At 69.4% G+C, this 12,310-nt stretch carries 12 protein-coding genes; 2 read left to right on the plus strand and 10 right to left on the minus strand.

The window, feature by feature from the left end; translation table 11 throughout:
• On the minus strand, positions 1-220 hold a 220-nt coding region (locus ABFT43_RS09505), incomplete at its 3' end, for a hypothetical protein (protein ID WP_347960110.1).
• A gap of 548 nt (positions 221-768) precedes the next feature.
• On the opposite strand from ABFT43_RS09505, the gene mftM reads away from it, so the two are divergent.
• Positions 769-1,653: a mycofactocin oligosaccharide methyltransferase MftM gene (gene mftM / locus ABFT43_RS09510; protein ID WP_347960111.1), complete on the plus strand. Its 885-nt coding sequence runs from the start codon at positions 769-771 to the stop codon at positions 1,651-1,653.
• A 3-nt stretch (positions 1,654-1,656) separates the two neighbouring features.
• Here the strand turns inward: mftM and ABFT43_RS09515 are convergent, their stop codons facing one another.
• The 7 genes from ABFT43_RS09515 to murA form a co-directional block, all read right to left on the minus strand.
• Positions 1,657-2,343 carry a MadR family response regulator transcription factor gene (locus ABFT43_RS09515; protein WP_347960112.1) on the minus strand — a complete coding sequence of 229 codons (687 nt, stop codon included), beginning with the start codon at positions 2,341-2,343 and terminating at the stop codon, positions 1,657-1,659.
• Entirely contained in the window at positions 2,340-3,689 is a 1,350-nt protein-coding gene (locus ABFT43_RS09520) for a MadS family sensor histidine kinase (RefSeq protein ID WP_347960439.1), read from the minus strand. Before ABFT43_RS09520 ends, ABFT43_RS09515 begins: the two co-directional genes overlap by 4 nt.
• Positions 3,689-4,864, minus strand: coding sequence for an iron-containing alcohol dehydrogenase (locus tag ABFT43_RS09525; protein WP_347960113.1), 1,176 nt, complete (start codon positions 4,862-4,864; stop codon positions 3,689-3,691). The genes ABFT43_RS09520 and ABFT43_RS09525 overlap by 1 nt, the downstream gene beginning before the upstream one ends.
• A gap of 93 nt (positions 4,865-4,957) precedes the next feature.
• A complete protein-coding gene (madC, locus tag ABFT43_RS09530) occupies positions 4,958-6,541 on the minus strand; it encodes a MadC family VWA domain-containing protein (protein ID WP_347960114.1) in 1,584 nt (527 codons plus the stop codon).
• A complete protein-coding gene (locus tag ABFT43_RS09535; protein ID WP_347960115.1) occupies positions 6,538-7,653 on the minus strand; it encodes a MadB family AAA-type ATPase in 1,116 nt (371 codons plus the stop codon). The genes madC and ABFT43_RS09535 overlap by 4 nt, the downstream gene beginning before the upstream one ends.
• 139 nt (positions 7,654-7,792) lie before the next feature.
• Positions 7,793-9,064 (minus strand): NDMA-dependent methanol dehydrogenase, encoded by a 1,272-nt coding sequence (gene mdo, locus ABFT43_RS09540; protein ID WP_109238902.1) that lies wholly within the window; start codon positions 9,062-9,064, stop codon positions 7,793-7,795.
• A gap of 175 nt (positions 9,065-9,239) precedes the next feature.
• Positions 9,240-10,496, minus strand: a complete 1,257-nt coding sequence (gene murA, locus ABFT43_RS09545) for a UDP-N-acetylglucosamine 1-carboxyvinyltransferase (protein WP_347960116.1) — start codon at positions 10,494-10,496, stop codon at positions 9,240-9,242.
• A gap of 56 nt (positions 10,497-10,552) precedes the next feature.
• On the opposite strand from murA, the gene ABFT43_RS09550 reads away from it, so the two are divergent.
• Positions 10,553-11,161 carry a cob(I)yrinic acid a,c-diamide adenosyltransferase gene (locus ABFT43_RS09550; RefSeq protein ID WP_347960117.1) on the plus strand — a complete coding sequence of 203 codons (609 nt, stop codon included), beginning with the start codon at positions 10,553-10,555 and terminating at the stop codon, positions 11,159-11,161.
• Positions 11,162-11,242: 81 nt separating this feature from the next.
• On the opposite strand, the gene ABFT43_RS09555 is transcribed toward ABFT43_RS09550, so the two are convergent.
• Positions 11,243-11,683, minus strand: coding sequence for a DUF2550 domain-containing protein (locus ABFT43_RS09555; protein ID WP_347960118.1), 441 nt, complete (start codon positions 11,681-11,683; stop codon positions 11,243-11,245).
• 237 nt (positions 11,684-11,920) lie between these two features.
• Positions 11,921-12,301 (minus strand): F0F1 ATP synthase subunit epsilon, encoded by a 381-nt coding sequence (locus tag ABFT43_RS09560; RefSeq protein WP_347960119.1) that lies wholly within the window; start codon positions 12,299-12,301, stop codon positions 11,921-11,923.
• Positions 12,302-12,310 lie beyond the last annotated feature (9 nt).

Genomic DNA, 12,310 nt, shown 5'->3' on the forward strand with positions numbered 1-12,310 from the left:
CCAGCGTTCGTCCTGAGCCAGGATCAAACTCTCCATGAAAACCTAGCAAAACAACCAACCCACAACACAGGGCCAGCGTTTCAACACTAGAAGACCAGGAAAGAAAACCTGACCAATCCAAAAACCAGTCCATGACACCCAGACAGGGCCGAGCGCCACAAACCAAAAAAACATCCAAACATTCACAAGAATGCTCGACGCCAAAAATGGCATCAGACAATTCATCATCACACTATCGAGTTCTCAAAGAACACACACCCACCAGATACTCACCCACACAAGAGCTTTCACCAGCAAGCCGGCTCACACCTTCCAAGCCACCCCGTCTCCGGGGCAACTCTTCCAGCCTACCAGACCCTCACCACGCCCGCAAAACCGAAGAACCACGGCCGCGAAAGAATCTGGAACCCCAACCACCCTACCCGAGACACAAACAATCCCGAGCAGAAAGATCAGGGGCGGTCAGCTCGAACCCGGTCTCCACTCCCCTACCCCGAACCCCTCAGGCCCGGCAGGGCGGCGCCGTGGCGCGCTGACTCCGAATAAGTTACGCAGATCGACTGCAGGGGTCAAGTCCGCAGGTCGGCTCTCGACGCCTCGGTCATCGTTGCAGGTCACGGGCTCGAATCGACGTCCGAATTACGCTGCCGGACGCGGTTTCCCGGCGAATCGACCGATGTGACGTGCGACGCAAACCGTCCCTTCGGACAGGTCCGCATCCCCGCTCGGACAGTTATGCACAGGTCAGCGCGTTCCTACGGTCGAGGAATGACCGCCACCGACCTGTCCTCACCGGCTTCGCAGACGCCGGCCACATCAGTCCCCGCCGTATCTACGGCCCGTGACCGCAGGCGCACGCGGAATCCGGTGGTGCTCCGATTCCCCTTTGTGCCTGCGGGTTTCACACGATGCGGGCTCCTGTCGTGGCGCCGGGTGTCCGGCACGGCCCAGATCGTGCATCCCTTCGATGAGGACACCATCTCCGACGCGGTCGTCGTCGACGGTCTGGTCGCACTGGTCGAGGCCGGTGTGCTCAGCGGCCAGGAACAGTTCGAGTCGGCGGCGGTGGACATCATCCGCAGCTCGGCGGGCACCTCGGCGGATGCGTGGGCCGCCTTCTATGACAACTCGTTGCGCGAACTGTCGACCGGCGCTTCGGCTTTCGCTCCGGTCCACCTCCGTGCCCGGTCGCTGGTGCGCGGTGCGAGCGTGCTCGAGGTGGGATCGTGTTTCGGCTTCTTCGCGATCGCGTGCGCACGTGACGGCCTCGACGTGTCGGCATGCGACATCTCCGACGGCGCGATCTCGCTCCTCTCGCGCGCATCCCGCCGGCTGGGCCTGGCGGTGGACGCGAAGGTCGGTGATGCCACCGCTCTCCCCTACGACGACGACTCCGTGGACACCGTCTCGCTGATCCACCTCCTCGAGCACCTCGACGAGAAGGGCGCGACGACCGCGCTCGCCGAGGCCCTGCGGGTGGCGCGACAGCGCGTGATCGTGGCGGTTCCGTTCGAGGAGCACCCGAGCCCGCATTTCGGTCATCGACTCCGCCTGACCGAACTCGATCTGTATCGCTGGGCGGAGAGCGTCGAGCACCGCGGGGCGGAGGTGTTCGACCATCACGGCGGGTGGCTGGTGCTCACCCCTGCGTGATCGTCAGATCAGCCCGCGCTTGCTCGCGATGTACACCGCATCGGTGCGCTTGGAGACGCCCAGCTTCCGGATGATGTTGCGGATGTGGAACTTCACGGTCGACTCGGAGATGTAGAGCGTCTCCCCGATCCGCTTGTTCGACATCCCGTCGGCGAGCAATCGCAGCACCTCACGTTCCCGGTCGCTGAGGGTCTCCGTGGGCTCGCTCTCCCCCGACACCGTGCGGAGCACGACCGCCGCACTACGCGGATCGAACGCGCTGCCGCCGGTCGACACCGCCTGGATCGCCCGCACGAGCTCGGTGGTGTCCACGTCCTTGACCACATACCCGCGCGCCCCGGCGCGCACCGCTCGCACCACCAGGTCGTCGTCGAGGAAGGTGGTCAGCACCAGCGCGGCGACATCGGGGTGCCTGCGGGAGATCTCGCTGATCAGCCGCAGGCCCTCGTACTCGGTGCCGGCGGACAGCTTGAGGTCGACCACCACCACGTCGGGACGGCACGCGTTCACCTCGGCGAGCGCGGCGTCGTGCGACCCGGCCTCGCCGACCACCTCGACGACGTCCTCGCGTTCGAGCAGCGAACGCATGCCCTCGCGCAGCAGGGCGTGGTCGTCGACGAGCAGCGTGCGGATGGGCCTGCCCACCTGTGGCTCGCGGACCCGGCGCGGCGTCGTTGCTTCTGGACTCACGAGAACTCCCTCGTCGGTATCGGCAGGGTTGCGGCCACGCGGATGCCACCCGCGCGGGACCTCCGGATGCGCAGTTCTCCGCCGAGTTCGGCGGCGCGCGAGGCCATGTTGGCCAGGCCCCGGTGCCGGCCGGCGGCGAGGTCCCCCAGCATGGCCGTGCGCATGACGCGGCGCAGGTGTTCGGGATCGCCGACGCCGTCGTCGTCGACGGCCAACGACACCCGGTCCGACGCATAGGTGAGCGTCACGACGACCTGGGAGGCCCGGGCATGGATGGCCGCGTTGAACAGCGCCTCACCGGCGATCCGCAGCAGCGCATGCTGCACGTCATCGGCGAGTTCGCGGGATCGGCCACGGATGTGTACCTGTGCGGACAGGTCGGGCGGCATGTGCAGGGAACACAGCTCGGTGAGGACCTCGCGGACGCTCGGCGAGGGTGCCCTCGACGCGTTGTTGAGTGCGTAGATGAACGTCCGCAGCTGCTCGACCGCCTCCTTGGTCAGGCGTCCCGCCATCTCCAGACGGTCGAGCGCAGGGCCCTCGACGAGGTCGCGGCAGAGTTCGATCTGCACTCCGGCCGACAGCACCGACTGGGTCACCGAGTCGTGCAGTTCGCGGGCGATGCGCGAGCGCTCCTCGTTGAGGAGCGTGGCCCGCATGGCCGCGGACAGTTCACGCTGGGTGCGTTCGAGTTCCTCGTTGCGCGCGGCGAGTTCGGCGGCGTGGCGATGTGTCTCGGAGAACAGCTCGGCGTTGAGCAGCGCGACGATGGCCTGGCTCGCCAGGATGCGCAGGACCACGACATCGGTGGGATCGACCTCGCGGTCCGACGGTGTCCACGCGGACAGTCCGCCGACGACCCGGCCGTCGAGTTCGACGGGAACGTGCACGTGGTCCTCGGACAGGATCGGCCGGTGCAGCAACGGTTCGTGGTCGCGCAGGATGTCGTTGAGCCGGTTGAGCACCGCGTCGGGCAGTCCGATCGGCGGTTCGGCGGTGGACGCACCCTCGAAGGCGTACAACCGGCCCCTCCCCGAGCTGATGAGATGCCGGGGCGCGGACCGTTCGAGCTGTCCGTCGGCGAGTGCGAAGACCACCCACTCGGCGCCGAGGTGATCCCGCGCGGCCCGGACGACCGAGACGACCAGCGCCTCGGGTCCTTCGGCGGTGCGCACCAGCGCGCGCGAGATCCGTTCGAGTGCGCCGACGACGCGTCCGAGGCGGGCCTCGACGCCGCGATACTGGGCGTAGTGGCGTCCCTTGACGCTGCGCAGGCCGACCAGGCTGTCGAGCTCCGCCCGGTCGGGCCGGTCACCGGGCGTGGGCCGGGGCAGGGGCCCGGTCATCATAGTGCCACCGCGTAGAGATCGCGGATCGCGGCGGCCTCGGGCCGGCGCGGGTTGGTCGTCATGCACGAGTCGGCCAGGGCGTGGGTCGTCAACCGGTCGAGATCGTCGGCACGCACCCCCAGGGGACGCAACGACTCCGGCATGCCCACCCGCGCGCCGAGTCCGGCGACGGCGTCCGCGAGCCGATCGGCGACCGAGCGCGCGTCGCCGTCGGTGGGCAACCCGATTGCCTCGGCGAGGTCGACGAAGCCGTCGGCGCAGACCACCGCGTTGTAGCGGATGACGTGCGGGAGCAGTACCGCGTTGATCGCCCCGTGCGGGGCGTCGCAGTGGCCGCCCACGGGGTGGCTCATGGCGTGTGTCGCGCCGAGGATCGCGTTGGTGAACGCCATACCGGCACGCAGGGAGGCCAACGACATCTCCCCGGCGGCGACCTCGTCGGCCGGGTCGTCGACCAGCCGCTCGAGGTGGGTCCAGACGCCGCGGATCGATTCCAGCGCAAGCGAATCGGTCATCCGACCGTGGGCCAGCGACACATACGCCTCGACACAGTGCGTCAGCACGTCCATGCCGACCTGCGCGGTGACCTCCGGCGGGACCGTGGACAGCAACGTCGGATCGCTCACCGACAGGTCGGGCACCAGCGAGCGACCGATGATGGTGACCTTCGTGCGCCGCGCGGCGTCGTTGATGATGCAGAACTGGGAGACGTCGGCGCCGCTGCCCGCGGTCGTCGGCACCGCGACCAGCGGCGGCAGCGGGAGCTGCGCGCGGTCGATGCCCTCGTACTCGAGGATGTGGCCGCCATTGGATGCGAGCACCGCGACCCCCTTGGCCGCATCGATGACCGATCCGCCGCCGAGTGCGACGAGACCGTCGGCGTCGTGGGCCTGGTAGGCGTCGAAGGCCGCGGTGACCTCGCCGGCTCGCGGATTGGGCGACACGTCGACGTGGGACGCGGCGTCGAGACCCGCGGCGGCCAACCGCTTGAGGAGCATGTCGAACCACGGCGTCTCCTGCAGGCAGCGGTCGCTCACGACCAGTGGCCGGCGCATGCCGAGCCCCGCGGTCGCCGGACCCACCTCGTCGAAGGCGCCCGGGCCCAACACGATCTCGGGCGCGTGGAACTTGGCGACGTGCCCGCTCCCGCGCCGGCGCGTGCCTGTCTGCATCGTCGTCCTCCATCACACCGTCACCGGCCCGGCCGGCGCCGTCGAATCCGCCGGTGAGGTCGTGATCCGCCAGCGATCCCGACGCTACTCACCTCACCGCAGCGCCGCACCGAGTTCGTCGCAGCGCGCCAGCATCTCCGCTCCGTCGCGAACGCTGACCACGCCGGAGCAGTGCCGGGCGTAGTCGGCCATCGCACAACCGGCCTGCGACCAGTACCGAGCGGGTTCGGGCGTCACCCACGCGACGCGGTGCGCGCGCCGGGCGACCTCGGCGATCAGATCGGCGCGGGGGTCGAACCCGTTACTGCGCGCGTCCCCGACGACGAGGACGGAGGTGCGCGACGAGACCAGATCGCCGAACTCGCCGAGCAGTCCGCCGAGCATCCGGCCGTAGTCGCTGCTGGCCGCGAGGTCCAGACCGTCGGCGGCCAGTACGGCCGCCAGCGCCGCGTCCGCGGAGGCCGCGCGCAGCGCGGTGGTCACCCGCACCGGCCGGTCCACGAAGGCGATCACCTCGCACCGGTCGCCGTATCGGTGCAGCGTCTGGGCCAGTCGCAGGATGAACCCGGTGACCGGGCGCACGGACAGCGAGACGTCGACGAGCACCAGCAACCGGACCGGGCCGGGCCGCGGCCGGCGCCGCCACAGCTCCGCGGGCACCCCGTCGGTGGCGACCGCCGCACGCATCGTGGAGCGGATGTCGAGCGTGCCGTGATCGCCCGGCCGGATCACCCGTCGTGGTGCTCCCCGCATCCGCTGGATCAGGCGGTGGCAGGCGCGGTCGATGTCGGCCTGGTCGGTCGTGACCTGTGTGTTCCGCTCGGGGACCGCCCCGTCTGCGGGACCCGCTGCCTCGAGCCGTTCGGTGAGGGCGTCGACGAACGCGGCCAGCGCCGACTCGAGTTCGCGCCGGCGGACGTCGTCGAGGTCGGCGTTGCCGTCGGCGCCGTAGGCACGACGCGGGTCGTAGGCGTCGAGGGCGGCCAGGATCGCCGCGGCGCCCGACAGTCCGAGCGGTGTGCCCTCCACGCGCATCGTGGCGCCGGTCAGTTCGCCGACCGTCGCCGAATCCGCCGCGTCGATCTCGACGGTGTAGGTCACTCCCCCGCTGACGGCGCCGCTGTCGGGGTCGACGCCGAGCTGCTCGGCCCCGGTGGAGACGGTGAAGTCGTTCTCCTCCCGGTGCGCGCTCTCACCGTGTCGTTCGCCGGCATCGGGGTCGGCGGCGATGAGGTCGCCGATCTCCTCGGTGTGTTCGTCGGCGCCGATCCGGCGTGCGGCGCCGGTGAACTCCTCGTCCCAGACGACGTCGTCGGGCAGGTCGGCGGCGACGCCGCGCGGCCGGGGCAGCTCCCCGTCGTCCGACGGGGACTCCCCGCCGCCGAAGAAGACCTCGAAGGCGTGATCGAAAGCCGGTGTCTCGTAACCGTATTTGACGCAGACACTGCGAAGTGCCGCCCGCAACAGGCCGAGGTCTGCGCCGCCGACGATCGACAGCGTGCGGCGGATCTCGATGACCTCGGCGGGCGAGGCCATGACACCCGCGGCCCGCAGCGTCCGGCCGAACAGGACGGCGAGCAGGTCGAGGATCTCGACGCGGCGGGTCTCCCCCACGCCGCCGGCTGCGCCGGCCGTCGGAGGCGTCGCGGCCGGCGACGGAACAGGCGAGGGCGTCATCGGCCCGCGCGGGTACCGGCGCTGCGGGCCCGTCCCGCGCCGAAGGCCCGCGCGGTGACCGAGCCCTGCGGTGTGGTGCCGTCCACCCCGACCTCGCCGCGGGTGGTCTCCGCCCCGGGCGACGTCGATCGGGTGAGGGCCTGCCGGGCGAGGTCGAGGTCGGTTCCGAACTTGACCAGCAGCGACAGCAGCGCGGTGTCCACCGGACCGGGCCGCTCGCCGTCGAGGCCGGCGCCCAGCGGACCGGCGCCGCTGTTCTTCAGATACGACGCGGCGCGAGCGGCGTCGATGACCTCGGCGATCGACGGGCTCTTGCGGAGCGGGAGGTCGCGCAGGCGACGCGCGAGATCGACGACGTCGGCGATCACCTGGTCCTCGACCTCCGGCGCCCGGACCGCGACGATCGCGCGCTCGGTCTCCGGATCGGGGTAGTCGACCTGGAAGTGCAGGCACCGGCGCTTGAGCGCGGGCGACAACTCCCGGGTGTCGTTGGAGGTGAGGATGACCCACGGCGACGATCGTGCGGTGAAGGTCCCGAGCTCGGGCACCGACACCTGCCGTTCGGCGAGCATCTCGAGCATCACCGCCTCCATTGCCTCGTCGGTGCGGTCGATCTCGTCGATGAGCAACACCGTCGGGGTCGTCGAGGTGATCGCGGCGAGTAGTGGGCGGGCCACCAGGAAGTCCTCGGTGTACACGCCGACATCGGTGCGGGCGAGTGCTGCCGACGCCGCGGAAAGCGTTGTCTCCGCGGCCAGTTCAGCGCTGATTCGGTCGCGCAGCATCTGCACGTGCAGTAGCTGGCGGGCGTAGTCCCACTCGTACAGCGCGCGCGAGTCGTCGAGCCCCTCGTAGCACTGCAGCCGGATGAGTTCGCGGCCCGACGCGGCGGCGAGCGCCTTGGCGAGTTCGGTCTTGCCGACGCCGGCCGGCCCCTCGAGCAGCAGCGGCCGGTCGAGCAGGGTCGCGAGGTGCACGACGACGGCGAGCTCCGGGCCGATGAGGTAGCCCTGGCCGGACAGCGCGGCCGACAGGCCCTCCACCGACTCGAAGCGGTGCGTCGGGTCGTCGGCCACGGGTGCCTGCTCGGTGGGGGTGTACGTCGTCGTCATCGGTGACCTTCCGGGAAGACTGTGCGGGAAGTACGTGGGAATGCTTGTGCGAGAGGCCGGATCCCGTGCCCGGGAAGGGGTGTGTCCCGGGCACGGGATCGGCTGCGGTGACCGGCAGCCGGCGATCTGGGGGGGCGGATCAGTAGCTGCCGGTGAAGGCGTGCGTGACCATCGGGATCAGCGACTCGACGGTGGACTCACGCGGGTTGCCCGGGGTGCACCAGTCGCCCATCATGTGCTCGGCGATCGCGCGGATCTGCTTCTCGGAGGTGTCGATTCCCTCGCCTCGACCCTCGTACTTGCCGGTGTTCATCCGGTTCTTCTCGTAGCTGTCGACCCGCAGCTGGCCGAAGTTGTCCGGGATGCCGAGGTCCTTGGACAGGCGAATGGCCTCCTCGACCGCGGCGTCGGCCGCCTGGACGGTGGTCATCTTCGAGGTGTCGACGCCCATCAGGGCGGCGATCTCGGCGTATCGCTCGAAGCGCGACGGCAGGTTGTACTCCCACACACGCGGCAGGGCGATGGCGTTGTTGAGGCCGTGGTGGCTGTCGTAGAACGCGCTGACCGCGTGCGAGAGGCTGTGGACCAGACCCAGGCCGCCGGAGTTGAACGCCTGCGCGGCGATGTACTGCGCGTACATCATCCCGGTGCGCGCCTCGAGGTTCCGCGGGTCGTACACCGCGGTCCGCAGGTGCTTGGCGATCAGCTCGATCGAGTACTTGGCGTTGCCGAGCGAGGGCGCGAAGTCGAGCCGGGACACGTACGGCTCACTCGCGTGGGCGAGCACGTCGAACCCGCAGAACGCGGTGAAGTGCTCGGGGCACGAGTAGTAGAGCAGCGGATCGTCCATGGCCAGGTCGACGAGACAGGTGTCGTCGAAGGCCACCCACTTGTGCGGGTTGTTCATGTCCGAGGTGTCGGTGATGACGTAGGCCCACGAGGTCTCCGAGCCGGTGCCGGCCGTGGTCGAGACCGCGATGTGCTTGGGGTTCTCCTTGTTGGTCGCCTTCGAGAAGCCCTCGAACTCGTTGATGTTGCGGCCGTCGTGCGCGATCACCATGCGCGCACCCTTGGCCGCGTCATGGCTGGAGCCGCCGCCGACCGAGATGATGCCGTCGCACTTCTCCGACTGGTAGAGCGCGGCGGCGTCCATGACGTTGTAGTCCTTGGGGTTGGACTCCACCTGGTCGTAGAGCACCACGTCGACGCCCTGGTACTCGATCTTTCCGACGAGCTCCTCGATGATGCCCGAGCCGCGCAGGCCGGTGGTCATCAGCAGGACTCGGGTCATGCCGAGTTCCTTGGCCTCGACGCCCAGCATGTCGTGCGCTCCGACGCCCAGCTTCGCCTTCGGGAACGGGTGGAACTCCTTGATGGGGAAGTCCCAGATCTGGTTCAGCTCAATGGCCATGGGGATGATCTCCTTGTGACGTTCGGGTCTGCCACAACGAGAATGTCGCCCAGATCACAACGGCCACAAGGGGTCCTGACCGTCGGCGGGCAACGTCGGCCCGACCGGACGGGGGTGGTGCCTGTCCGATCGGACAGGTATCCGTGGCCGACGACGCACCCGGCCGATGCGCGAATCAGTCGCTCACACGCTCGATCTCGCCGCCGAGGCTGCGCAGGATCTCCACGAAGTGCGGGTAGCCGCGATCGATGTGTTCGACGTCGTGCACCTCGGTGACGCCGTCGGCCACCAGGCCGGCGAGCACCAAACCCGCGCCGGCGCGGATGTCGGAGCACCACACCGGGGCACTCGACAGACGTTCGATGCCGCGGATCACCGCGTGGTGTCCGTCGGTGCGTGCGTCGGCGCCGAGCCGGACCATCTCCTCGACGAACCGGAACCGGGCCTCGAAGACGTTCTCGGTGACCAGCGACATGCCCTCGGAGATCGAGGCGAGCGCGATCGCCATCGGTTGCAGATCGGTGGGAAAGCCGGGGAACGGCAGCGTCGAGACGTTGACCGCCACGGGCCGGCCGTCGTGACGCACGCGGAAGCCGTCGTCGAAGGTGTCGACCTGCGCCCCGGTCGCGATCAGTTTGTTCAGGACGAGCTGGAGGTGCTCGGGTTTCACGCCCGTCACGGTGACGTCACCGCGGGTCATGGCGGCCGCGATGCCCCATGTCGCGCCGACGATGCGGTCGCCGACGACGCGGTGGGTCGTCGGGTGCAGGCGGTCGACGCCGGTGACGGTGAGTGTCGAGGTGCCCGCGCCGGAGATCTGTGCTCCCATCTGCCGCAGCATCTCGCAGAGGTCCACGATCTCGGGCTCGCGTGCGGCGTTGTCGATGGTGGTCTGCCCGTCGGCGAGGACCGCGGCCATGAGGATGTTCTCGGTCGCGCCGACGGACGGGAACTCGAGCGCGATGGGCGCGCCGACGAGCGCGTCCGCCTCCGCGACCACACAGCCGTGCTCGATGGAACTCGTCGCACCCAGCGCGCGCAGGCCGGCCTGATGCATGTCGAGCGGACGCGAACCGATCGCGTCGCCGCCGGGCAGCGCGACCACCGCGCGGTGGCAGCGCGCCATCAGGGGACCGAGCACGCATACCGAGGCGCGGAACTGCCGGACCGCGGCGAAGTCGGCGTGGAACTTCGGTTCGGCGGGCGCGGTGATGGTGACCGTGTCACCCTCCATCTCGACGACGGCGCCGAGTCCACGCAGCACCTCGGCCATCAGCGGCACGTCGGCGATCTCCGGCGCGTTCGTCAGGACCGTCGTCCCCTCGGCCAGCAATGCCGCCGCCATCAGCTTCAGCACGCTGTTCTTGGCGCCTCCGACCGAGACCTCACCGGACAGCCGGGCGCCACCCGTCACCAGAAACCGATCGCTCACGCTTGCCACCTTAGCCGCCGCCCCACCGTGGCCTGCCAACGCAGTACATTCGTCGCATGGCCGTTCACCTGACGAGGATCTACACCCGTACCGGAGACGACGGGTCCACCGGGCTCAGCGACTTCTCGCGCGTGCCGAAGACCGACCCGCGGGTCGTCGCGTACGCCGACTGCGACGAGGCCAACGCGGTCATCGGACTCGCGCTCGCCCTCGGCGGCGACGTGCCCGACGACATCCGCGGCGTGCTCTCGACGGTGCAGAACGACCTGTTCGACGCGGGCGCCGACCTGTCCTCCCCGATCGTCGAGAACCCCAAGTACCCCCCGCTGCGCATCCGGCAGGAATACATCGACGCGCTCGAACGCTGGTGCGACTCCTTCGGCGCGGACCTGCCGCCGCTGGACTCGTTCATCCTGCCCGGCGGTACGCCACTCGCGGCGTACCTGCATCAGGCGCGCACCGTGGTCCGCCGCGCCGAGCGATCCGCGTGGGCTGCGGTCGCCGCGTATCCCGACGACACCAGCGTGCTTCCGGCGAAGTACCTCAACCGCCTCTCGGACCTGCTGTTCATCCTGTCGCGCGTTGCCAACCGCGACTCCGAGGGGCGACTCGGCGACGTGAAGTGGGTGCCGGGCGGCAACCGGCCGCGGCCGGAGGACTCCTGACGCACGCCATCCACACCTCTCCGAAAAACATTGCAGCCGGGCCGTTTTCACGGTCCGGCTGACTGTCTTCGGTCCGGGTGGTCAGGCGGTGCGACGCCGCTGGGAACGTTCCGACTGTCGCGACTCGACCCACGACTGGAAAGCGGTGACGGCGCCCGGGCCCATCGCGAGCTCGTACCCGTCGTCATTGCGGCCCCGGGTGTGCACCTGCAGGATCAGCATGCCCTCGAGGATCTCCGTCTCGGTTCCCTCCGGGCGCCGGCGGCCGGTGATCTCGATGCCCTGGCGGGACAGCGTCACATTGGGACCCGGTCGAAGCGACGCCAGCCGGTAGTAGCGCAGCGAGTTGTCGCTGTAGTGCACCGTCCCGTGCCGCCAGCCGTGGTCGACGGCCGCCGGGATCGTGCGGAGCAGGATCGGGGTGCCGGCTCGCCGCAACTGCGCGAGACGGAAGGCCAGCATGATGCAGAGGATGACGGCCACGGCCAGCAGCACGCTCAGCAACACGACCGGCAGCAACATCACCAACTCCTTTGTGTGCGATCCCTGTGTGCGGTCCCGGGGTACACGAGGGCACGTCGACCCCGCGAGGCCGGTACGCCTGGGGAACCGACGACGAGAGGCCGCGTGGTCGACGCGGGACTCGAGCTGTGGGGTCAAGCATGCCAGATGACATCTTCGCGATGCGAAACGACCTCGGCCGGTCACCGGGTGATCCCGATGACCGGCCGAGGTCGTGGTCCGCCGAGAGGCGGGATGTTACTTCGAAAGGTACTGCGCCGCGGCCAGACGCGCCTGAGCACGGTGATACTCGGGCGAGTCCGCCTCGGCCTGCTCGAGGGCCTGCTTCTCCGCGTTGACGTCCACCTTGTCGGCCCACTCGGCCGACTCGGCGAGGATCGTCACGGCCTCGCCGGTGACAGACAGGAATCCGCCCTCGACGGCCGCCGCGCGACGCTTGCCGTTCTCCTCGTCGATGACCACGAAACCACCGGGGACCAACTGGCCCAGGAGCGGCTCGTGGTTGGCGAGGACACCGAGCTCGCCGACGGTCGTCTTCGCGATCACGAACGTCGCCTCACCGGAGTACAGGCGCGAGTCCGCGGAGACAACCTCCACGTGGAAGGACTTCTCAGCCATGGATTACCG

The sequence above is a fragment of the Gordonia aurantiaca genome, assembly GCF_039939235.1.
Taxonomy (GTDB): domain Bacteria; phylum Actinomycetota; class Actinomycetes; order Mycobacteriales; family Mycobacteriaceae; genus Gordonia.

Excerpts from the sequence above, each read along its gene's own strand:
- mftM (WP_347960111.1), top strand. The coding sequence starts at position 769 with ATGACCGCCACCGACCTGTCCTCACCGGCTTCGCAGACGCCGGCCACA.
- ABFT43_RS09520 (WP_347960439.1), bottom strand. The coding sequence starts at position 3,689 with ATGACCGGGCCCCTGCCCCGGCCCACGCCCGGTGACCGGCCCGACCGG.
- ABFT43_RS09525 (WP_347960113.1), bottom strand. The coding sequence starts at position 4,864 with ATGCAGACAGGCACGCGCCGGCGCGGGAGCGGGCACGTCGCCAAGTTC.
- madC (WP_347960114.1), bottom strand. The coding sequence starts at position 6,541 with ATGACGCCCTCGCCTGTTCCGTCGCCGGCCGCGACGCCTCCGACGGCC.
- ABFT43_RS09535 (WP_347960115.1), bottom strand. The coding sequence starts at position 7,653 with ATGACGACGACGTACACCCCCACCGAGCAGGCACCCGTGGCCGACGAC.
- mdo (WP_109238902.1), bottom strand. The coding sequence starts at position 9,064 with ATGGCCATTGAGCTGAACCAGATCTGGGACTTCCCCATCAAGGAGTTC.
- ABFT43_RS09550 (WP_347960117.1), top strand. The coding sequence starts at position 10,553 with ATGGCCGTTCACCTGACGAGGATCTACACCCGTACCGGAGACGACGGG.
- ABFT43_RS09555 (WP_347960118.1), bottom strand. The coding sequence starts at position 11,683 with ATGTTGCTGCCGGTCGTGTTGCTGAGCGTGCTGCTGGCCGTGGCCGTC.
- ABFT43_RS09560 (WP_347960119.1), bottom strand. The coding sequence starts at position 12,301 with ATGGCTGAGAAGTCCTTCCACGTGGAGGTTGTCTCCGCGGACTCGCGC.